At 73.4% G+C, this 20,384-nt stretch carries 19 protein-coding genes; 15 read left to right on the top strand and 4 right to left on the bottom strand.

Annotation, left to right across the window (positions count from 1 at the left end; translation table 11 throughout):
- Positions 1-24 precede the first annotated feature (24 nt).
- A complete protein-coding gene (locus tag ACSNOB_RS00720) occupies positions 25-786 on the bottom strand; it encodes a sulfite exporter TauE/SafE family protein (RefSeq protein ID WP_436684524.1) in 762 nt (253 codons plus the stop codon).
- Positions 787-1,033: 247 nt separating this feature from the next.
- Here ACSNOB_RS00720 and ACSNOB_RS00715 point away from each other — a divergent pair, with 247 nt between their 5' ends.
- From ACSNOB_RS00715 to ACSNOB_RS00690, 6 genes are all read left to right on the top strand, one after another.
- Complete coding sequence (locus ACSNOB_RS00715; RefSeq protein WP_436684522.1) at positions 1,034-1,405, top strand: SCP2 sterol-binding domain-containing protein; 372 nt, start codon at positions 1,034-1,036, stop codon at positions 1,403-1,405.
- Positions 1,398-3,485, top strand: a complete 2,088-nt coding sequence (locus ACSNOB_RS00710; protein WP_436684520.1) for an amylo-alpha-1,6-glucosidase — start codon at positions 1,398-1,400, stop codon at positions 3,483-3,485. Before ACSNOB_RS00715 ends, ACSNOB_RS00710 begins: the two co-directional genes overlap by 8 nt.
- Before the next feature lie 11 nt (positions 3,486-3,496).
- Complete coding sequence (locus ACSNOB_RS00705; RefSeq protein ID WP_436684518.1) at positions 3,497-4,099, top strand: cysteine hydrolase family protein; 603 nt, start codon at positions 3,497-3,499, stop codon at positions 4,097-4,099.
- 514 nt (positions 4,100-4,613) lie between these two features.
- Positions 4,614-4,958, top strand: coding sequence for a VOC family protein (locus ACSNOB_RS00700; protein ID WP_436684516.1), 345 nt, complete (start codon positions 4,614-4,616; stop codon positions 4,956-4,958).
- Between the two features lie 396 nt (positions 4,959-5,354).
- Positions 5,355-6,497, top strand: coding sequence for an alpha/beta hydrolase family protein (locus ACSNOB_RS00695; RefSeq protein WP_436684515.1), 1,143 nt, complete (start codon positions 5,355-5,357; stop codon positions 6,495-6,497).
- Positions 6,498-7,747: 1,250 nt separating this feature from the next.
- Positions 7,748-9,289, top strand: a complete 1,542-nt coding sequence (locus tag ACSNOB_RS00690) for a TROVE domain-containing protein (RefSeq protein ID WP_436684514.1) — start codon at positions 7,748-7,750, stop codon at positions 9,287-9,289.
- Positions 9,290-9,404: 115 nt separating this feature from the next.
- Here the strand turns inward: ACSNOB_RS00690 and ACSNOB_RS00685 are convergent, their stop codons facing one another.
- From ACSNOB_RS00685 to ACSNOB_RS00675, 3 genes are all read right to left on the bottom strand, one after another.
- Complete coding sequence (locus ACSNOB_RS00685) at positions 9,405-10,091, bottom strand: alpha/beta fold hydrolase (protein ID WP_436684512.1); 687 nt, start codon at positions 10,089-10,091, stop codon at positions 9,405-9,407.
- Between the two features lie 87 nt (positions 10,092-10,178).
- Positions 10,179-10,697, bottom strand: a complete 519-nt coding sequence (locus ACSNOB_RS00680; protein WP_436684510.1) for a PadR family transcriptional regulator — start codon at positions 10,695-10,697, stop codon at positions 10,179-10,181.
- 204 nt (positions 10,698-10,901) lie between these two features.
- On the bottom strand, positions 10,902-11,669 hold the full coding sequence (locus tag ACSNOB_RS00675) for a Stf0 family sulfotransferase (RefSeq protein WP_436684509.1): 768 nt from the start codon (positions 11,667-11,669) through the stop codon (positions 10,902-10,904).
- A gap of 381 nt (positions 11,670-12,050) precedes the next feature.
- Here ACSNOB_RS00675 and ACSNOB_RS00670 point away from each other — a divergent pair, with 381 nt between their 5' ends.
- From ACSNOB_RS00670 to ACSNOB_RS00630, 9 genes are all read left to right on the top strand, one after another.
- Positions 12,051-12,275 carry a hypothetical protein gene (locus tag ACSNOB_RS00670; protein ID WP_436684508.1) on the top strand — a complete coding sequence of 75 codons (225 nt, stop codon included), beginning with the start codon at positions 12,051-12,053 and terminating at the stop codon, positions 12,273-12,275.
- A 137-nt stretch (positions 12,276-12,412) separates the two neighbouring features.
- The gene (locus tag ACSNOB_RS00665) at positions 12,413-12,982 is read left to right on the top strand and encodes a sigma-70 family RNA polymerase sigma factor (protein WP_436684506.1); all 570 of its coding nucleotides are present in this window, start codon (positions 12,413-12,415) and stop codon (positions 12,980-12,982) included.
- 204 nt (positions 12,983-13,186) lie between these two features.
- Entirely contained in the window at positions 13,187-13,960 is a 774-nt protein-coding gene (locus ACSNOB_RS00660) for a zf-HC2 domain-containing protein (RefSeq protein ID WP_436684505.1), read from the top strand.
- A 94-nt stretch (positions 13,961-14,054) separates the two neighbouring features.
- Positions 14,055-14,654 carry a copper chaperone PCu(A)C gene (locus ACSNOB_RS00655; RefSeq protein ID WP_436684504.1) on the top strand — a complete coding sequence of 200 codons (600 nt, stop codon included), beginning with the start codon at positions 14,055-14,057 and terminating at the stop codon, positions 14,652-14,654.
- The gene (locus ACSNOB_RS00650; protein ID WP_436684502.1) at positions 14,651-15,883 is read left to right on the top strand and encodes a Dyp-type peroxidase; all 1,233 of its coding nucleotides are present in this window, start codon (positions 14,651-14,653) and stop codon (positions 15,881-15,883) included. Before ACSNOB_RS00655 ends, ACSNOB_RS00650 begins: the two co-directional genes overlap by 4 nt.
- A 28-nt stretch (positions 15,884-15,911) precedes the next feature.
- The gene (locus ACSNOB_RS00645) at positions 15,912-16,508 is read left to right on the top strand and encodes a copper resistance CopC family protein (protein ID WP_436684500.1); all 597 of its coding nucleotides are present in this window, start codon (positions 15,912-15,914) and stop codon (positions 16,506-16,508) included.
- Between the two features lie 272 nt (positions 16,509-16,780).
- Positions 16,781-18,754: a cytochrome c oxidase assembly protein gene (locus tag ACSNOB_RS00640; RefSeq protein ID WP_436684499.1), complete on the top strand. Its 1,974-nt coding sequence runs from the start codon at positions 16,781-16,783 to the stop codon at positions 18,752-18,754.
- A 135-nt stretch (positions 18,755-18,889) separates the two neighbouring features.
- Positions 18,890-19,225 (top strand): YnfA family protein, encoded by a 336-nt coding sequence (locus ACSNOB_RS00635; protein WP_436684497.1) that lies wholly within the window; start codon positions 18,890-18,892, stop codon positions 19,223-19,225.
- Between the two features lie 456 nt (positions 19,226-19,681).
- Positions 19,682-20,233 (top strand): winged helix-turn-helix domain-containing protein, encoded by a 552-nt coding sequence (locus ACSNOB_RS00630; protein ID WP_436684496.1) that lies wholly within the window; start codon positions 19,682-19,684, stop codon positions 20,231-20,233.
- Positions 20,234-20,384 lie beyond the last annotated feature (151 nt).

Here is a 20,384-nt window from a genome sequence, read left to right as displayed (position 1 = left end):
GCTCGTACCCACGGGCCGCGCGGCCTACAGCATGTTGCGCCACAACAGGGCCAGGCCGAAGACCGCCCCGAACGCGACGACCACCGCCCTCAGCAGACCGCCGGGGAGCCTGCGCAGCAGCCGCGCACCGGCGTACCCACCGACGACGGTCGCCGGGACCAGGATCGCCACCCCCGCCCAGTTGACCACGCCGAAGATCAGGTAGAGCACGACCGCCGTGAACGAGATGACGGCCGACAGCAGGTTCTTCAGGGCGACCGTCCTGGTGAGCGGTTCGTGCTGGAGGAGAGCCAGGGTGGCGACCAGGACGATGCCGAACCCGGCGCCGACGTAGCCGCCGTAGACCCCGCCCAGGGCGACGAACGCCTGCAGCGTCGCCGGATGCCCCCGCCCGTGCCGCAGCGCGGACCGCCTGACCATCTCGTTCAGGCGGCCCTGCAGACCGAGGACGGCGGAGGCGGCGAGCACCAGGAACGGGACGATCACGTCGAAGACGCCGCTGGGTGTCACCAGCAGCAGCACCGACCCGGCGACCCCGCCGAGCACGGCGGCGGGCAGGACACGCCCGATGTCTCCCCGCGACGGCAGGTCCCGGTAGCCCCCCGCGACGCTGGCCACGTTCCCGGGGAACACGGCGACCGTGCTGGTCAGCTTCGCGGTCAGCGGCGGTATACCGACGCCGATCAGCGCCGACAGGGCGATCAGGGAACCGCCGCCCGCGACCGCGTTGAAGGCGCCCGTGACGACACCGGCGGCGACGAGCAGCGTTGCCTGGATGGGATCCATCGAGTCCCAGGCTAGTGGCGGTGGCGGCCGGCCGGGCCGGTGTCCGCCGGCCGCCCGGCGCGCCACGGCGAGGGCGAGGGCGCGTCGCCGCCCGGCGGCGACGCGCAGGCGAGGACGGCCCGGTCACGGCCCGGGCGGACACCGGCGGCGGACGGCGGGCAGCGGGCAGCCGGCGGCGAAGTTCACCTCTTCCGGGTGAGGCGCAAGCCGCGTTTTCCGGGAATGGTGGCCCTGAGGAGGGGTCGCGATGGCGGATGCCACCCAGGATTTCTTCCGCAGCCTCGCGCGGCGGGGCCACGACCGTCGCCTGACGGCGATCGACGAGGGCAGTGTCCGCTTCGACATCGACCGGGGCGGCCAGGTCGACCACTGGCTGGTCGCCATCGAGAAGGGCGACATCACGGTGACGCAGCAGGCGACGGGCGGTGACGCGGTGGTCCGGGCGGACCGGGCGGTGTTCGACCGGATCGCCAGCGGGGAGGCGTACTTCCTGACCACCGTCCTGCGCGGTGAGGCGGCCGTGGAGGGCCACCCCCGGTTGTTCGCCACGGTCCGGCGCCTGTTCCCGCCGCCGCCCGCAGCCGGGACGATGCGCAGCCGAGGAGGTGACGATGGCTGAGAACCAGGTGGGGATCCTGGACGGCACGACCTTCATGGTCTGCGATCGCGCGGGGGACATCGTCCCGTCGCCCGACACGCCGCTCGGCCTGTTCGCCCACGACACCCGCCTGCTGTCGAAATGGGTGCTGACGGTCAACGGGGAGCGACTGAGCACCCTCTCCATCGACGACCTCCACTACTTCGAGAACCGGTTCTTCCTGATCCCCGGGCGTCAGGACGTCTACGTCAACAGCACCCTGGGGGTGCGTCGGATGCACAGCCTGGACAGCGGCCTGCACGAAGATTTGACCGTCATCAACTACGCCAACGAACCGGTCGACGTGACCCTCAGGGTCGAGGCGGACGCGGACTTCGCGGACCTCTTCGAGGTCAAGGACGCGGAGGCCAGGAAGAAGGGCCGGCACTACCGGCGGGTCGAAGACGGGCGCCTCGTCCTCGGATACGAACGGGAGCGGTTCCGACGGGAGACGTTCATCTCCGCGTCGGTGCCGGCCACGTGGGACGACGACGGCCTGACGCTCGAGGTCCACCTCGAACCCCACAGCCGTTGGACCGCCAGGCTCAGTGCCCTGCCGGACCTGCCGATGCCCCGCGGGTTGGAGCGGCTCTCGATCCCCGGGCGGGCAGCCGGCAAGGGCAGGGACAAGGAGCGGGACCTGCTGGAATGGCTGGACCGCGCGCCGCGCCTGGAATCCGGGTGGGGGCCGCTGAGCGGCACGTACCGGCAGAGCCTGATCGACCTGGCCGCGCTGCGCTTCAGTCCCTTCCTCGCCGAGGACAAGAGGGTCCCCGCCGCCGGCCTGCCCTGGTTCATGGCCATGTTCGGTCGGGACAGCATCTTCACCAGCCTGCAGGCGTTGCCGTTCACGCCCGAACTCGCCGCCACCACCCTCCGGGTGCTCGCGCTCCGGCAGGGCAGCCGCGTCGACGACTTCCGGGAGGAGCAGCCCGGCCGGATCCTGCACGAGATGCGGTACGGCGAGATGAGCATCTTCGAGGAGACCCCGCACACGCCCTACTTCGGCAGCGCCGACGCCACTCCCCTGTTCCTCGTGCTCCTCGACGAGTACGAGCGGTGGACCGGCGACGCCGACCTGGTGCGGTCGGTCGAGCAGGAGGCCCGCGCGGCGATCGACTGGATCAACGACTACGCCGACCTGACCGGCATGGGCTACATCTCCTACGAGCGGCGGAACACCAGGAACGGTCTGGAGAACCAGTGCTGGAAGGACTCGTGGGACGGCATCTCGTACCGCGACGGCCGGCTGCCGGGCTTCCCCCGCGCGACCTGCGAGTTGCAGGGGTACGCGTACGACGCGAAGGTGCGCACCGCGCGGCTGGCCCGCACCTTCTGGAACGACCCGCAGTACGCGGACCGGCTGGAGCGGGAGGCCGCGGACCTCAAGCAGCGCTTCAACCGCGACTTCTGGGTGGCGGACGGCGAATACATGGCGCTCGCCCTCGACGGCGACGGCCGCCAGGTGGACGCCCTGTCCTCCAACATCGGCCACCTGCTCTGGAGTGGCATCGTCGAAGAGCCGAAGGCGGACGCCGTGGTGCGGCACCTGATGTCGCCCGCCCTGTTCAGCGGCTGGGGCGTCCGCACGCTGGCGGAGGGGCAGGCCCGCTACAACCCCATCGGCTACCACGTGGGGACCGTCTGGCCGTTCGACAACTCCTTCATCGCCTGGGGGCTGCGGCGCTACGGGTACGCCGACGAGGCGGCACGGATCGCCGCCGGCATCCTGGACGCCGCCGTCTTCTACGACGGCCGGCTGCCCGAGGCGTTCTCCGGATCCAGCCGCGCCGACACCCGGTACCCGGTCAACTATCCCACCGCCTGCAGCCCGCAGGCGTGGTCCGCCGGAGCCACCCTGCTCCTGCTGCGGACAATGCTCGGGCTCAAGCCGGTAGGCGAAGACCTCGTCGTCAGGCCCGCCCTTCCCGCTAACCTCGAGTTCGTGGCGTTGCACGGCATCCCCGGACGGTGGGGGCGGTTCGACGCCTACGGCCGGGGGCCGGGCGCCACGGGCAGGCGGGGCTACCACCCGGCACCGGAACAGCTCTCCGCCCTGTGACGGGAGGAACGATGCGGGAGATCGACCCGGCGCGCACCGCGGTGGTCGGCGTCCACTGGCAGCACGAGGTCGTCAGCCCCGACGGACTGTTCGGCCCGTTCTTCGCCGAGCAGGTCGCCCGACACCGCGTCGCCGCGCACGCCGCGCAGGTCGCCGCGGCGGTACGAGCGAGCGGCGGACTGGTCGTCTACACGAGGGTCGCCCACCGGCCCGGCTACCCCGAGCTGATCCCCAACACCCCCAGCTTCGCGATGATCCCCGAGCGGCAGGCATTCCTGGAGGGTACGCCGAAGGCCCGCATCATCGACGAGGTCGCGCCGCAGGCGGGCGACGTCGTCGTCACCCACGTGCGGCTCACCGGCTTCTTCGGTACCGAACTCGACACGGTGCTGCGGCGCAGACAGGTCGAGACGGTCCTCTTCACCGGCGTCGCCACCAACCTCTCCGTCGCGGGAACGGCCTTCGAGGCGGTCAACCACGGATACCGGCCGGTGATCGTCTCCGACGCCTGCACCGCCGCGACCGACGAGGCCCACCGGGCCAGCCTGGAGACGTGGCGCCAGCTCGGCGAGGTGGTCACCACCGCCGAGGTGGTCGAGCGGCTGTCCGGCTGAGCCGCCCGCGATCCGAACCCCGGGGCGGGCCGGTTCCGCGTCCGCCCGAACCGTTGGTGCCGTATCAACCCCCGCGCGGCCAGTCAGGGCAGTTCTGATTGTGTCGAGGTGCGAACAGAAGCGAACGTTGCCTGACGCGACACCAGCGCGCGAACCGTCCCGATCAAACTGGACGGTCGACGTGCGAATCGGATCGATCCGCACGTCGGGTAGCCGGGCCGGCTGGTGGAGCAACACCGGGCGTTCGAGTTGACGCCGTCAAAGCGCGGGCGCCGGTGTTGACGGCCGCATCGAGCACGGGACGGACACGGCTGTCCCAAGGGACTACGACCATGCCCTTGGCGATTGCCGGAGCCCTCAGCGTGGCCCGCGGCGTGCCGATCCGCTCCACTCGGGTCGACAGAAGTTCCATCGCATCGCCCTGCGTGAGATCAGGAGGCGATGGCCATACAGTGGCGGGAATGCAGAAGGCCAAAAACCATCTAACACCTCGGTGACTCGTCGGAGGTCGACAATGCAGATCTACTACCTCGAAATCGTGACCAGGGATGTCGACGTGGTGTGTGCCACCTACGCGGCAGCGAACGGGGTGCGGTTCGGCGAGCCGGACTCCGGGCTCGGCAACGCACGGACGGCCGAGATGCCGGGAGGCGGGCTGGTGGGGGTACGGGCGCCGTTGCGGGATACCGAAGAGCCGGTGGTGCGGCCCTACTGGCTGGTAGATGACATCAAGGCGGCCGTCGCAGCGGTGGTGGAGGCCGGCGGCGAGATAGCCGTGGAGCCGCTGGAGATCCCCGGCCGTGGCACCTTCGCCATCTACGTCCAGGGCGGCAACGACCACGGCCTCTGGCAGCGGTAGGCCGCCAGCCGGGACACGCCTGCCATGGGCCACCTGAGAGCCCGTTGAAGAACCGGTTCCGGTGCGGCGGACGCCGTGTGGATCGCCGATGTGAGCCCGGGGCGGCGTGTCGGGCGGACATCGCGATCGCTTTTCATCGCGGCGGTTATCTGCTGCCCACCGGTCCCCCGCGCGGCCGATCGTCGCCCGCCCGCTCCACCCCGGCATCGCGTGGCCGGCTCGCCCGGTCGCACCCCTGACGAAGGTGGGTAAGTCCCCCTGCCGTTCGGGCGCGGTGCGAGCCCCTCCCGGTCCCTACCGTCGACGCGTCACGACGGATTCCCCCGGGAGGCAGCATGATCACACCAACGGCACGCTCCGGCTCGCCGGCGTCGACCGCACGGGCGGGTGGTCGCCTTGCGTAGCGGCGGCCGGGCACTGCTCGTACTCCTGACGCTGCTGGCCACGCTGCTGGCCGGCGGCCCGGTCGCGGCCCAGGCGCCGGCGCCGGCGCTGGCGTTGACGCTGCCAGCGCCGACGGGCCGCTACCCGGTCGGCACCACCTGGCTGCACCTGACCGACGACGCGCGGCCCGACCCGTGGCGGCCCGAGCTGCGCCGGGAGCTGATGGTGTCGCTCTGGTATCCGGCGGTGGCCTCGCCCGGCACGCCGGCGCCCTACACCACGGCGGCGGTCTCCGCGCGGATCATCGCCGCCGAGGGCCTGCCCCTCCCGCCTGACCTGTTGACCACCGTACGCACCAACGCCCGCCGCGACGTGCCGGTCCGGCCGACCGCCCGAGGCTGGCCGCTGGTGGTGCTCTCCCCCGGCTTCAGTCTCAGCCGGGAGTCCGTGACCGGGCTGGCCGAGGAGCTGGCCAGCCGCGGGTACGTGGTGGCGGGCGTGGACCACCCCCACGAGGCGCGGGGCGTCGAGTTCCCGGACGGCCGGGTCGCCGACTGCCTCGCCTGCGAGGCGACCGGGCCGGACCGGATGCCCCGCGTGGTCGAGGGGCGGGCGGCCGACGTGTCGTTCCTGCTGGACCGGCTGACCGGGCCACGTCCGGTGTGGCGCGGCGCCCGCTTCGTCGACCCGGCCCGGATCGGCTTGGTCGGGCACTCCATCGGCGGCGCCAGTGCCGCCCAGACGCTGCGCACCGACCCGCGGGTCGACGCCGGGGTCAACCTGGACGGCACCCACTTCGTCCCGGTCCCGGCCGGCTCGGTGGCCAAGCCGTTCCTGCTGGTCGGCTCCGAGCGGCCGGCGGACGCGAGCTGGCTGCGCGACTGGCCCGGCCTGGCCGGCTGGAAGCGGTGGCTCACGGTCACCGGCAGCGGTCACCTCTCCTTCACGGACCGGCCGGTGCTGGGCGCCCAGCTCGGCATGGACCCGGGCGCCATCCCGGGCGACCGGCAGTTGCTGATCACCCGCGCGTACGTCGCGGCGTTCCTCGACACGCACCTGCGCGGGCGACCGCAGCCCCTTCTCGACGGGCCGGCCCCGGCCTATCCCGAGGTGCGCTTCCAGCACGGGGCACCGGCGCCGGTCGCGGCGGGCTGACCGGGCGCGCGACGCCCTGACCCGTGGCGGCCGGAAGATCCGCAGCCCGGCACCACGCCCCCCGGCGGCCGAGTCCCGGCAGCCGGAGGACCGGGTGCCGAGCGCTCCCCGGCCACCGGGAACGATCGGTCCCCACCCGCTTGGAAGCGGGTGGGGACCGATCGCCGTGGTGGTCAGCGCCCCTGCTGCCGGGCGCCGTCCCGTCGCCGTCGACCCGCAATTGTGGGCGCGGGCCGCCGCCAGGCCCGCCACGTCAAGCCGCCGCTGATCCTCCGCCCTCAGGCGGCCCGACAAATGCGGTTGGCCCATGTGGACCCGGGTCGCTAACGTCAGGGGGCACCTCCCGGTGCGCAGGCAACGGCTACTTCCGCTTCCCACGGGGAGACGCGGGTTCGAATCCCGCCGCCGATGACACGGTGTCGACCAGTGGCCCAGGTCGCCTTGGCCCGCAAGGGCCGGTCTCCGTTGCCGCTCCTGTTCTCGGGAGGCGCGCGCACGCCGCTCACCCGGTGCGACGGAGACGGTTACTTCTGGCAGGGTGCCCACAGCAGGGCGCTGCGGTTCGAACCCGCACACACCGTCACCAACCTTTGATCTCGGGTGAGCGGCACGCGTGCCGCCGGACGCGAAATCCCTTGCCGCTCAACGGTTTCGCTTGTACGTTATGGCCGCACGTCCCGGTGCGAAGGTGACGGATACTTCCTTATCCGGACACAGCCCGTCGCCGATGTCGGTCTCGGAACGTGCCCACGCCGCGTACCCGGTGCGCAGACGACGGATACTTCGTAATCTACGGGTCGGGGGTTCGAGTCCCCTCCAGCCGTTGTGCTGGTAGCTCAGTCGGCAGAGCAGTAGACCTCCGTCGCCGACCCCTGATCTCGGGTACGCGGCGCGCGGCGTTGCCGTCGCCCGTGTCAGTGGGAGCGCAAACTCCGTTGCCCGGCCGCCGACGCCGCCGCTACGGTCGATCCGCACTTCCCGGTGCGAAGGCGACGGTTACATCTGGAGGGGCGAACGCCCCGGCGAAGGACCCGTCCGTCGCCGGCTCCGATCTCGGGAGGCGCGACCACACGCACACCCGGTGCGCAGGCGACGGTTACTTCACGGATCCGCGGGTTGGGGGTTCGAGTCCCCCCGTACGCCTTCGGGCTGGTAGCTCAATCGGACAGAGCAGCGGACACAGTCCGTCGCCGACTCTGGTCTCGGGTGTGCGTGTGGCCGCGTCCTCCCGCCCGAAACAGGGGGACGCGATGGCCAAGTTCAACCTCAAGCTGCGCCGGAACCGGCACGGAGCCGACTACGGCCTCGTCACCGCCGAGGGCGCCCCGGGTTTCGCCCGCGAGCCGCGCACGGAACTCTTCCTGCTCGGGGTGTCGAACATGGTCGGCGAGGATGCCTTCTACGAGGGCGCCGCCGACCGCGACGCCCGGTTCCGTGAGCTGGTCGCCGCCGTCGCCGTCGCCGACCCCGACTGGTTCGCCCGCTTCGTGCCGTGGCTGCGCACCGGCGCGATGCTGCGTTCGGCGTCCGTCGTGGCCGCCCTGGAGGGCGCCCGCGCGCAGGTCGCGGCCGGTATCCCGGGATCGCGGTCCATCGTGGACTCGGCATTGCAGCGCGCGGACGAGCCGGGCGAGGCGCTCGCGTACTGGCTGGGTCGCCACGGCCGGGCGCTGCCGAAGCCGGTCAAGCGGGGCATCGCCGACGCGGCGGTGCGGTTGTACCACGAGCGGAGTCTGCTCAAGTACGACTCCGACCGGAATCCGGTCCGGTTCGGCGACGTCATCGACCTGACCCACCCGACGGCGAAGGACGAGCGGCAGGGTGACCTGTTCCGGCACGCGCTGGACCGGCGGCACCAGCGGGACAACCCGCTGCCGGCGTCGCTGACGGTGCTGGCGGCGCGGGCCGAACTCATGGCGCTGCCGGTCGAGCGGCGGCAGGAGATCACCGACCCGGCGGTGCTGGGCGCGGCCGGTATGACGTGGGAGGCCCTCGCCGGCTGGCGGCAGACGGCGATGGACGCGGCGGCGTGGGAGGCGATCATCCCCACCATGGGCTACCTGGCGTTGCTGCGCAACCTGCGCAACTTCGACCAGGCCGGAGTCAGCGACGCGGTCGCCGAGACCGTGGCGGCGAGGCTGTCCGACCCGGGCGAGGTCGCGAGGTCGCGGGTGCTGCCGATGCGCTTCCTGTCGGCGTACAACGCGGCCCCGAGCCTGCGGTGGGCGTACCCGCTGGAGAAGGCGTTGCAGCACGCGCTGGCGAACGTGCCCGCCCTGGACGGTCGGACCCTGATCCTGATCGACACGTCGGGGTCGATGAACAGTGCGTTCAGCAAGGACGGCACGCTGCGCTGCTGGGACGCGGCCACCGTGTTCGGCCTGGCGCTGGCGGCCCGCGCCCGGGACACGACCGTGGTGTCCTTCTCCCACGACACCGGGGTCTTCCCGGCGGTCGCCGGCGAGTCAGTGCTGGCGGCGGTACGCCGGTTCAGGGAGGACGGCTACTTCTACGGCGGCGGGACCGAGACCGAGAAGGCGGTGCGCAAGCACTACGACGGACACGACCGGGTGGTCGTCCTCACCGACGAGCAGGCCCACTGGCACCGCTCGGCGGACGTGACGGCCGCGGTGCCCGGCCGGGTGCCGGTGTACACCTGGAACCTGGCCGGGTACAAGGTCGGGCACGCGCCGACGGCCGGAAACCGGCACACGTTCGGCGGCCTGTCCGACGCGGCGTTCGCCATGATCCCGCTCATCGAGGCGGGGTCCCGTGAGCAGTGGCCCTTCTGATCCGCGCGCTGCCGATCGAGGTCGTCGGCCCGGCCCCCGTCCGGGCCGACGACCATCCCCGGGACGCGGACGTTTCGTGACCCGGGGCGGGGATGCGCCGGCACGGCGCTCAGGCTCAGGGCAACGGGACGAGACGCGGGTCGATGGTTCCGTTCAACCACGAGTGGAGGACTTCGTTGAACAGGCGGCTGTCTTCGATGTTCCAGATATGGTGCATTCCGGGCGCGAGCCGCATCTGCGTTTGTGGTGCGGCCTCGGCGATTGCCGCCAGGGAGTGGCGCACCGCCGCGGATTCCTTTTCGCCAGCGATCGCGAGCAGAGGGCCGGAGTAGTGGCGCACGCCGGCAGGCACCCCGCCGGCGAACACCTCGGCGTTCATCGCGGACGCGGTCTCGGGGCGCACCGAAAGGCCGTGCGCGACGTACCGGGCGCGTGAGTCGTCCGGAATCCCGAACGCGGCGGCTTGGGCGCGCCAGAACCACGGCGCACGCCAGAACGCCAGCTGCAGGCGGCAGATCAGGCGCACCCCGAAGCCGGCCGGCTTGAGCGGCGCTCCGGTGAGGAACGCCGAGTGCACCCGGTCCGGGTGCCGCGCCAACACGCGAAGCGCCAGCACGGCCCCCAGGGAGAGCCCGGCGAGGTCGAAGGGGCCGGCGAAACCGTGGTCGGTCACTCGCGCCACGAGGTCGTCGGCCATCGCGTCCAGCCCCGGCCAGTCCTCGCGGACCCGCTCGCCGAAGCCCGGCAGATCCGGCGTGAGCACCGCCCGGTCGGTGAGCGCGGCCACCTGTGGTTGCCACATCCAGTTTGCGACGTTTTCCTCCGTGCAACATCACCAGCGGGCGCTCCGCCGCTTCCGTCGATGGGCTGTGCACCTCGGGAAAGGCACTCACGCGACCTCCCCCTCCACCGCGTCGAGCCAGGCGAGTTCGGTACGTAGGTGCGCGATGCCATTGTCCAGGGTGGCAAGCCGCAGCCGGGCGCCGCGATCGGACGCTTCCACCCCGGTTCGCATCCGCTCGAAGCGCGCCAGCTGCGCCTGGGTAGCCGCACGACGTTGCGCGAAGAGCAGCCGGAGGCCGCCATCGTCGAGATCGGCGCCGAAGAACACCCGCGCGAGAAACGGGTCGCGGTCAACCTGACGCTCCGGCTCGCTGGCGAGCCACGCGGCGAGCGCCGCCCGCCCGGCGGCGGTGATGCGGTGCTCCTGACGGTCCGGCGCCCTTGATCCGGCCACCGTCTCGACCTCCGCAAGCCCTTCAGCAACGAGCTGGGCAAGGGTGCGATAGATCTGGGCTTTGTCCGCCGTCCAGAAGTGCCCCACGGTCGAGTCGAAGTGCCGCTTCAGGTCGTAGCCGGTCATGGGGGCGAGGGCAAGCAGGCCCAAGATGATGCGTGATAGAACCACCCACCTAGTAGACAAGTCGTCTAGGAGACTTGTCAACTAGCACTGCGGCAGCGGCTGGCCGGGCGTGCGGAGGACGCGCGACCACGGCGCTGATCGGCGCCGAGGCGGTGGTCGGGCTTCGGTGCGGAGCCGGATGACGGGCAGACACTGCGTCGCGCCCCACCCGGCCAACCACCCGGGTGACCGTTGGCAGAGACAGCCGAATCATCCGTCGGCGGCCGCCCCGCGGTACCGCGCGATCCACTGCCGGTTGAGGTCGTCGGCCTGGCGCTGGTGCCGGGCCACGATCGGGTGTCCCGCGGCCGGTACGTCGAGTCCGAGGAAATCGAGGATGCCGCGCGTGGTGGCGGCCATGTCCCCGACGAGTTCCTCGTAGCGCACGGGATGGGGCCGGATCCCCCACCTGCTGAACCACGCCTCCCAGGCCGCGTTGTGCTCGGTGACCGTTTCGAGGAGGTGCCGGATCCCGTCGGCGTCGAAGCACGGCGCCCGCCCGTTGCCGGCGTCGCCACTGATCTCACCGTTGCCGCCGACGAACCAGGCGCCGGTCTGCTCGGCGCGCAGCCAGGACACCGCCTGTGCCAGCACGTCGTCGCGCCGGAGGAAGACGAAGCGGGTGCGGCCGAACGCCCGGTCCAGCAGCGCGACATCGTCGCCCGCTAGGTCGGGGTGGACCGACGCGAGCCTGGCGACCAACTCGTCCAGCGTGCCCCACATCAGCTTCGCGCCGAACACGCCGTTGTCGGTCCGGCCCTCGGCGAGCGCGGCCCGCACGAAGTCCGCGTAGTCGACGCCGCCGTCGGCCGTGCGCGGGAGCTGCCACCGGTCGGCCCACGCCGACTCGTCCGGCGAGCGGAAGTACGCCTGCGGACGGCCGGCGACACCGGTCGACTCCAGCAGGCCGAGCAGCAGGGAGCTGCCGGTGCGAGGAGTGGCGCAGACGAAGTACGAGTCGACACTGTCCCCGGGCATGGTCGTACGCAATCGCAGTCCGTACGGGATCGGCAACCGGTTTTGCGGCCCCTCGGCGAAGCCGCGCAGCCAACGCACCGGGAGCGGGACCTTCTTCTCCACGACCGCGCCGTCGCACCGCCCTGGCGGTCGCCGTGGTCGGCTGCCTGCCCGGCGCCCCACGGGCGGCGGCGATCCTCGCCCGCGACTCGGTCAACCCGGACGGCGAGCCCGCCGCCGCCCTGCTGGCCGGCGTCGCCGAGGAGCGCGGCATCACCTGGCCCGGCGACCTGGCGCACCGGCTGGCCGCGAAGATCAACCAGCAGACGTGGATCGAGCGGTGCGCTTCGTCGCCGCCCTGCTGCGTGCCGAGGGGGTCGCGCCCCGACCGGCGACCGCTTCGTGGAGCTGTGGCTGGGCGCGGTGGAGCTGCCGGAGCGGCGGCGCTCCGGGCCGCCCGCGCCCCTGCTGGACCGGTTGCGCGGCGACCCGTTCCTGGCCGCCATGCTGCCCCGGCTGTTCGAGGTGGACGGCCTCGGCGCGCGGATGATCTTCGACGAGGTCGCCACGACCTGGGAGGAGCGGGAGCGGCACGCCCTGCCGACCGCGCTGGCGCGGCGCGATTGATCCGATCCGGTCTGCGACCGGGCGGGTCGAGAAGGGCGAGGGACAGCGCCCGCGGTACGGTACCGTCCGACTACTACTACGACTTGTCGTGACCGCCGAGGGGTCTCCTCCCCGGGTGGGCTGACGGGAGGTGCCGGATGGCCGACGACGACGCGGAGATCACCGCGTGGGCGCTGGCCGCCGGCCGGGGTGACCGGGAGGCCGCCGCCCGCTTCGTCCGGGCGACGCAGCAGCAGGTCCGCCGCTTCCTCGCCGCGCTGGTCTCCCCCGGGGAGGCGGACGACCTCGCGCAGGAGACCTTCCTGCGGGCGGTGCGGTCGGTGCGGTCGTTCGCCGGGCGGTCCTCGGGGCGGACGTGGCTGCTCGCCATCGCCCGCCGGGTCGCCGCCGACCACATCCGGACCGCCACGTCGCGTCCGCGGACCGTGCCGCTGACCGATGGGCACGACACCGCCGACGCCGCGCGGAGCGCCTTCGACCGACAGGTGGTGCTGGAACAGCTGGTCGCGGCGCTGCCGGCGGATCGCCGGGAGGCGTTCGTCGCCACCCAGGTCCTCGGCCTGTCCTACGCCGAGGCGGCGGAGGTGTGCGGCTGTCCCGTGGGCACCATCCGCTCCCGGGTGGCCCGAGCCCGCGAGGACCTCGTGGCCGCCATGGCGGGTCGGTCCGGGCCGGTGGCGCGGCGGGGCGACAACGCGGCCGGCTGACCACACCCGCCCTGCGGGCTGCGGGCTGCGGGCTGCGGGCTGCGGGCTGCGGGCTGCGGGCTGCGGGCTGCGGGCTGCGGGCTGCGGCGATCATGTCACGGGCAGCGCGCAGGAGCCGGCCGAGCCCCGGCTGAGCAGGGGCCGCGGCGGTGGTCGACGGAAATCGTCGGGAACCGACGGGGGCACCGGACCGACTACCCGTACATGGGGTGTGAGCAGTGGCGTGAGGTGCTGTCGGCGCAGCTGGACGGGGAGGAGACGCCCGCCGAGCGGACGGCGGTCGAGGCGCACCTGGCCGGGTGCGGCGACTGCCGGTCGTGGCTCGACCGGGCCGCGGCGGTGACCCGGCGGGTTCGGCTGTCTGGCACGGTCCCCGGCGGAGACCTCACCGACGCCGTCCTCGACGCGCTGCCCGAGGCACCGCCGCACCGCCGGGCGCGGGCCGCGCTCGGCCTGCGGGCCCGGGCGGCGCTGAGCCTGCGCGCGGCGCTGGGGTTGATCGGGACGCTGCAGCTGGTGCTGGGCCTGACGCAGATCGGGCGCGGCGTCGCCGGCCCCCACGTGCACCCGGCAGCCGACGCGCTGGCGGCGGGGCATCTGTGGCACGAGTCGGCCGCGTGGAACGTGGCGGTCGGAGCGGGTTTCCTGTTCGTCGCGGCCCGGCGCACTCCCCCGACGGGACTGGTGCCGATGTTGAGCGCGTTCGTCGGCACGTTGGTGCTGCTGTCGGTCAACGACCTGGCGACCGGGCGGGTGGACACCACCAGGCTGGTCAGCCACGGGTTCCTGCTCGCGGGCTACGTGCTCGTCGTCGCGCTGTCACGCCCCGGGCTGCGGCCCGACGGCCCGGCACGACGTGGTCGCCCGGGCGAGCCTCGTTGGCACCTCCCGGCGGAGGAGCAGCCCGAGTCGCCGGGGCTGCGGCTGCTGCCGCCGTACCCCGGTTCCGCCCGCGTCCCCGACCGCCGGGCGGCCTGATCATTTTCGGACAGGAAGTGGGCCCGGCTGGAACTTTTCGCGGCGGCCGACCGACCAACCTGACGTCGCCTCACCGATCGAAGGGACCTGCCCGATGCGTCGCACCCTGCTCGCCGGCTCACGTCGCTCACCGGCCACGCGCCTCGCCGCCGCCGCTCTGCTGCTCGCCGCCGCGACGGGCTGCCGATCGTCGGAGGGCTCGTCGACCGCCACGCCGAGCCCGGCGCCGTCGGCCTCGGCGAGCCCCGCGGCCGCGGACGTGCTCGGCGTGCGCGACCCGTGGGTCAAGGCCGCCGACAGGGGAATGACCGCGGCGTTCGGCACCCTCGTCAACGACGGCGACACCGATGTCACGATCACCGGCGCGGCCACCGACGTCTCCCCGGTGGAGCTGCACGAGATGGCCATGAAGGACGGCCAGCTGGTCATGCGAGCCAAGCAGGGCGGCGTCGTGGTCAAGGCGAAAAGCACGTACGCGCTGGAGCCCGGTGGCGACCACCTGATGCTGATGGACCTGAAGCAGCCGGTGCGCGCCGGTGACCAGGTGAGCTTCACGCTGACCTTCGCCGACGGGCGGACCCGGACGTTCACCGCGATGGCCAAGCCCTTCACCGGCGCCCAGGAGAGCTACGCCCCCGGCCACGGCCGGCCCGCGCCGGGCACGAGCGGCGCGCCCGCGAGCCCCGCGTCATGACCGGGGCGTCCACCGCCCGCGCGGTGAGCAGGCGGCGCCTGCTCACCGGTGGCACCCTGGCCGCGGGCGGAACCCTGGTCGGCGCCGCCGCCGTCACCGCCGACCGCTCCGACGAGCCGGGGGTACGGCCTGTCCGGGCAGCACCGGTGGCAGACGTCGGCGGCGCGGTCGAGCCGTTCCACGGGCCCCGGCAGGCCGGCGTCGCCACCGAGCCGCAGGCACACGCGTCGTTCGTGGCGTTCACCCTGAGGCCCGGCACCGACCGGGCGGCGCTGGGCCGGATGCTACGGCTGCTCACCGACGACGCCGCCCGCCTCACCCAGGGCCGGCCCGCGCTGGCCGACACCGAGCCCGAACTCGGGATGCTGCCCGCCCGGCTGACGGTCACGTTCGGCTTCGGCCCCGGCCTCTACGCCGCCGCCGGCGTGGACGACCGGCGTCCGACGTCGGTGGCCGCCCTGCCGTCGTTCCGCGTCGACCGGCTCCAGCCCCGCTGGTCGGGCGGGGACCTGCTGCTGCAGATCTGCGCCGACGACCCGGTCACCGTGGCCCACGCCCAGCGGGTCCTGGTCAAGGACAGCCGGCCCTTCGCCACGGTGCGGTGGGTGCAGCAGGGCTTCCGGCGCGGCGCCGGCGTCGAACCCGGCGGGCGCACCCAGCGCAACCTCTTCGGCCAGCTCGACGGCACCGCCAACCCGAGGCCGGGCGGACCGCTGGAGACCGCGGTGTGGGTGGCCGACGGGCCGGCGTGGCTACGCGACAGCACCACCCTGGTCGTCCGTCGCATCAGCATGAACCTGGAGACCTGGGACCTGCTCGGGCGTCCCGAACGGGAACTCGCCGTCGGCCGTCGCCTCGACACGGGCGCCCCGCTGACCGGCACCGCCGAGCACGACGAGCCGGACTTCGCCGCCACCGGCCCCGACGGGCTCGTCGTCATCCCGGACTTCGCCCACCTGACCCGCGCCCACGTCGGCGACGATCGGCTGAAGATCCTGCGCCGCCCCTACAACTACGACGGCGTACCCGCCGCCGACGGCACCGCCGACAGCGGGCTGATCTTCGCCTCCTACCAGTCCGACATCGCCCGCCAGTTCCTGCCCATCCAACGACGCCTCGCCGAACGGGACCTGCTCAACGAGTGGACCACTCCGATCGGCTCCGCCGTCTTCGCCATTCCGCCCGGCTGCCCCGACGGCGGCTGGATCGGCCAACAACTGCTCGGCTGAGCAGCACGCACCAGGAGATGCACCGAGAATGAACACCCGGTTCCGTCGCCCGACCACGGTGGGTCTCGTCGCCGCCGCGCTGGCCGCCGTCGCGCTGCTGCTCGTGCCGGCCGCTCCCGCCGCCGCCCACAACACGTTGCGGTCCGCCAGCCCCGCCAAGGAGGCCCGGCTGGCGACGGCGCCGACGCGGGTCACGCTGACGTTCCTGCAGAAGCTCGACCCGGCCTTCACCACCGTCGCGCTGACCGACGCCGCCCAGGAGAGGGTCCCCACCGGCGAGCCCGTCGTCACCGGCACGACGGCTACGGCCACGATCGACCGACCGCTGGCCGACGGCACCTACACCGTCGCCTACCGGGTCGTCTCCCCCGACGGGCACCCCGTACAGGGCTCCTACCGGTTCACGGTCGCGGGCCCCTCCGCGAGCGCCGGCGCGGCGGTCACCGCGCCGAGCAGCGCCCCAGCGGCCCTCGACCCGTCCACCACGTCGGCCGACCCCGCCGTCGCGAGCGGCTCCCGAAACGGCGGGGCGGGCACCCCCGTGCTGGTGATGGCCGCCGGGGTGCTGGCAGTCGTCGTCGGCGGGGTCGCGATCCTGCTACGTCGTCGCCGCGCCAGCGCCTGACCCGCGCGCCGCCACTCGGCAACAGCTCGACGCGCCAACGGCGGACCCGCTCGGCCGCACCGCCGGACAGCCCGGTCGCGCGCTCCGCCGCCATCTGACCTCAGCAAGGGACCGACGTGCCAGACACCATCTCCCACCCGGCTCACCCCGCCCGTTTTCCGGACGCCGATCCCCCTGCCGTGTCGCGGGCGGGCGACGTCGACCAGACGGACGGGTCGCCCTGCCCCGGCACTCGGCCGGCGGCCGGGGGGCGCGTCGGACGGCTCGTACCGGTGGCGGCCGTCGCGTCGGCGGTGGCCGTGCTCCTGCTCGGGCTGCGCGCCGGCGACGCGCTCGCCGTCGCGATCCCCGGCCTGCCGGATCCGGGGCCGGTCACGGCGTGGGCGCTGCCCGTGGTGCGGCTGCTCGCCGACGGCCTCGCCACCCTGACGGTGGGGATGCTGGTGACGGCGGCGTTCCTGCTGCCGGGCGACGGCCGCAGCGTGTCCCCGCGCGGCTGGCTGCTGCTGCGCCGCGCGGGGGCGCTGGCCGCGGGCTGGGCGGCGGTCGCGACGACCCTGATCGTGCTGACGGTCTCGGACCTGCTCGGCGCTCCCGTGGACGAACTCACCGTGGCCACCGTGTTCAGCTTCGCCTTCTCGATCTCCCAGGGCCAGGCGTTGCTGCTGCAGGCGGGGCTCGCCCTGACGGCGGCGGTGCTCGCCCGGGCGGGGGTGTCGCGGGGGCTCGCCGCCGTGGCGGCGCTGGTCGCGCTGGTCGCGCTGCTGCCGCCGGCGTTCACCGGGCACGCCGCCGGCGCGGGCAACCACCAGGTCGCGGTGACCAGCCTCGCCCTGCACGTGCTGGCCGCCGCGCTCTGGGTCGGTGCGCTCGCCGCGCTGCTGATGGTGCGCCGCAGCCGGCAGCTCGCCGACGCCGTCGACCGGTACAGCCGCCTCGCCCTGGGTTGCTTCGCGGCCGTGGCGGTCAGCGGGTCGGCCAACGCCGCCGTGCGCCTCGGCGCCGTGGCGGAACTGTGGCAGTCCCGCTACGGCTGGCTGGTCCTCGGCAAGCTCGGCGCCCTGGCGATCCTCGGCGCCCTCGGCGCCGTGCACCGGTCGCGGACCCTGCCGGCCCTGCGCGCCGGCCGGGGCGGCGCGTTCGTCCGGCTGGCCGCCGGCGAACTGGTCGTGTTCGCCGCCACCGTCGCGCTGGCGGTGGCGTTGTCCCGCAGCCCCACCCCGACGGCGGAGGATCCGCTCGACGCCGACCCGATCACCGAACTGCTCGGCTTCCCGATGCCCGCACCGCCGAGCCCAGCGCTCCTGCTGGGGCAGCCGCTGCCGGACATGTTCTTCCTGACCCTCACCGTCGCGGGCGTCGGCGGCTACCTGACCGGCGTGTGGCGGCTGCGCCGGGCGGGGCACCGCTGGCCTGCCGCCCGCACCGCCAGTTGGCTGGCCGGCATGCTGCTGCTGGCCGCGATCACCAACCTGGGAGTGGCCCGTTACGCGTACGTGCTGTTCAGCGTCCACATGGTGCAGCACATGGTGCTGTCGATGCTGGTGCCGATCCTGCTCGTCGGCGGCGCCCCGGTCACCCTCGCCCTGCGCGCCCTGCGCCGCCCGGCCGATCCGCAGGTCCGCGGCGCCCGGGAGTGGCTGCTGGTGGCGCTGCACAGCCGGCCCGCGAGGCTGCTGACCCATCCCCTGGTCGCGCTGGGCATCTACGCCGGCAGCCTCTTCGGCCTGTACTTCAGCGACCTGCTCGGCACGCTGATGCGGTCCCACGTCGGCCACCTGGCCATGCTCACCCACTACGTGATGGCCGGGTATCTGCTGTTCTGGGTGCTCATCGGCGTCGACCCCGGCCGGCCGAGGCTCGCCCCTCCGCTGCTGGTGATCCTCCACCTGGCCTCGATGATGGCGCACGGCTTCTTCGGCCTCGTCCTGATGCAGACCACCACGGTCATCGCCCCGGACTGGTACGTGGCGGTCCACCCCGGGTGGGCGTCGTCCCTGCTCGACGACCAGAAGCTGGGCGCGGGCATCGCGTGGGCCTTCGGGGAGGTACCCGCCGCGGTCGTCATGATCGTGCTGGTCCGGCAGTGGATCCGCGCCGACCAGCGGGAGCAGGGCCGCCTCGACCGGGCGGCCGACCGCGCCGAGGCCACCGGCGAGGAGGACGACCTGGCCCGGTACAACGCCTTCCTCGCCGCCGCCCGGCACCCCGGTCCGGGCGACGGCGGCGGCCCCGCGCGCGCGTGAGCGGCCGATGGCACCGACCGCGCGAGTCGCACTGCTCGCCGGCAACGCCCGCCGCCCCCTGCTGTTCGCGGCACGGGGCCGCGGGGAAGGCCCGCGTCGGCCACAACTGACCGGCCTCCCGCTACGGTCCGAGGCATGACGGTCGTCCGCTCGATCCTGCTGTTCCTGCTCGCCGCGCTCGCCGAGATCGGCGGCGCCTGGCTGGTGTGGCAGGGCTGGCGCGAGAACCGCGGCCTGTGGTGGATCGCAGCCGGGGTCGTCGCGCTCGGGTGCTACGGCTTCGTCGCCACCTTCCAGCCCGACCCGAACTTCGGCCGCATCCTCGCCGCCTACGGCGGGGTCTTCGTCGCCGGTTCCCTGGTCTGGGGAATGGTCGTCGACAAGTTCCGCCCCGACCGCTACGACATCGTCGGCGCGGCCATCTGCCTCGTCGGGGTCGCGGTCATCATGTACGCCCCGCGCGGCGAGTGATCCTCGGCGGCCCGGACGATCCGCTGCCTGGGCGGCGGACCGGAGCGCCCCGATCCGCGGCTCGTTCCCCCGCATCGCCTGCTGATGCGGCGACGCGGATGCGAAAACCGGAATTGTCCTTCGCGCAATTCGAGGTGCGCCGAACCGCATTACCACAGGCGCGTGTCCTGACGGTGTCGTGCGTGGAACGCCGCGAGGCGGACCACGGGAACCCGAACAGCAGCTCACGGCATGGAAACGGGGCAGGTCGAGGAGCGCGGTGGAGCCAGCGCGAAATGTCGCCCGGCGATGCCCTCGGGCGCCGCCGACAGCCATTCATGGATGCCGAAACGTAACTATCCTTGGCCGGAACGAAGTGACACCCTACTAGGGTCACCGTGTCGATTGATCGTCGTCGCGGAGTGTTCCGGAATGGGTGGGGAGCCGGAAGGGGTGGGCATGAGGGGAAGCCCGGCCGTGTCCTTGGTCATCGGCATCGCCTCCTCGCCGGCCGAACGCAGACAGCTCGCGCGACTGCTCGGCGGGACCGAGGCGTTCCTGATCGTCTCGAACGTCGAGCAGGCGCGGGAGTTCCTCGACGTGGCCGAGACGAACCGCACACCGGCAGCCGAGACGACGCGCACGCCCGCGCCGGCGGCCGAGACGCCCGGTGCAGCCGCGGCGGCCGCGCCCGTCCAGACCGTCGTCGCCGAGGCCGTGGCGGGCGCCGCCGCGCCACCCCCGCCCGACCTGAGCGTCGACTCCGACCGGCGGGTGCTGCGCTGGCTGGACCGCGAGATCGGGTTGACCCGGCTGGAGCACGATCTCCTGCTGTGCCTGGTCGGCGCGCCCGGGCAGGTCTGGACCTACGAGCGGCTGCACCTCAAGGTCTGGGGCAACGAGCACCTCGGTCGCGGCTCCGACATGCACTCGGTGGTGCGGCGGGTGCGACGCAAGCTCGCCCGGCTGAACGCCTCCGCGACGATCCACGCGGTCCGCGGGGTCGGCTTCCGCCTCTCCCCGGCCTGACCCTCGCGGCCCGCGGGTCGGTTGCCGTCCCGCCCCCGCCCGACCTCGCGAAGGCGAAATCCACTCCCGCCCCGGCCTGGCCCGACCTCGCGGTCCGCCGGCCCCGCCCCGGCCTCCGGGGCGCCGCCGAGTCGACGGCTCGTGGTCCGCA

The organism is Micromonospora sp. URMC 106, assembly GCF_051386395.1.
In the GTDB taxonomy this organism is placed as follows: Bacteria; Actinomycetota; Actinomycetes; order Mycobacteriales; family Micromonosporaceae; genus Micromonospora.
Note: the sequence above shows the minus strand (reverse complement) of the source record. Positions and strands in the feature narration are given on the sequence as shown.

Coding starts and splice junctions, on each gene's coding strand:
- ACSNOB_RS00690 (WP_436684514.1), top strand. CDS start 7,748: ATGGCCAAGTTCAACCTCAAGCTGCGCCGGAACCGGCACGGAGCCGAC.
- ACSNOB_RS00660 (WP_436684505.1), top strand. CDS start 13,187: ATGGGGTGTGAGCAGTGGCGTGAGGTGCTGTCGGCGCAGCTGGACGGG.
- ACSNOB_RS00685 (WP_436684512.1), bottom strand. CDS start 10,091: ATGTGGCAACCACAGGTGGCCGCGCTCACCGACCGGGCGGTGCTCACG.
- ACSNOB_RS00650 (WP_436684502.1), top strand. CDS start 14,651: ATGACCGGGGCGTCCACCGCCCGCGCGGTGAGCAGGCGGCGCCTGCTC.
- ACSNOB_RS00665 (WP_436684506.1), top strand. CDS start 12,413: ATGGCCGACGACGACGCGGAGATCACCGCGTGGGCGCTGGCCGCCGGC.
- ACSNOB_RS00675 (WP_436684509.1), bottom strand. CDS start 11,669: ATGCCCGGGGACAGTGTCGACTCGTACTTCGTCTGCGCCACTCCTCGC.
- ACSNOB_RS00645 (WP_436684500.1), top strand. CDS start 15,912: ATGAACACCCGGTTCCGTCGCCCGACCACGGTGGGTCTCGTCGCCGCC.
- ACSNOB_RS00635 (WP_436684497.1), top strand. CDS start 18,890: ATGACGGTCGTCCGCTCGATCCTGCTGTTCCTGCTCGCCGCGCTCGCC.
- ACSNOB_RS00715 (WP_436684522.1), top strand. CDS start 1,034: ATGGCGGATGCCACCCAGGATTTCTTCCGCAGCCTCGCGCGGCGGGGC.
- ACSNOB_RS00655 (WP_436684504.1), top strand. CDS start 14,055: ATGCGTCGCACCCTGCTCGCCGGCTCACGTCGCTCACCGGCCACGCGC.
- ACSNOB_RS00700 (WP_436684516.1), top strand. CDS start 4,614: ATGCAGATCTACTACCTCGAAATCGTGACCAGGGATGTCGACGTGGTG.
- ACSNOB_RS00705 (WP_436684518.1), top strand. CDS start 3,497: ATGCGGGAGATCGACCCGGCGCGCACCGCGGTGGTCGGCGTCCACTGG.
- ACSNOB_RS00710 (WP_436684520.1), top strand. CDS start 1,398: ATGGCTGAGAACCAGGTGGGGATCCTGGACGGCACGACCTTCATGGTC.
- ACSNOB_RS00720 (WP_436684524.1), bottom strand. CDS start 786: ATGGATCCCATCCAGGCAACGCTGCTCGTCGCCGCCGGTGTCGTCACG.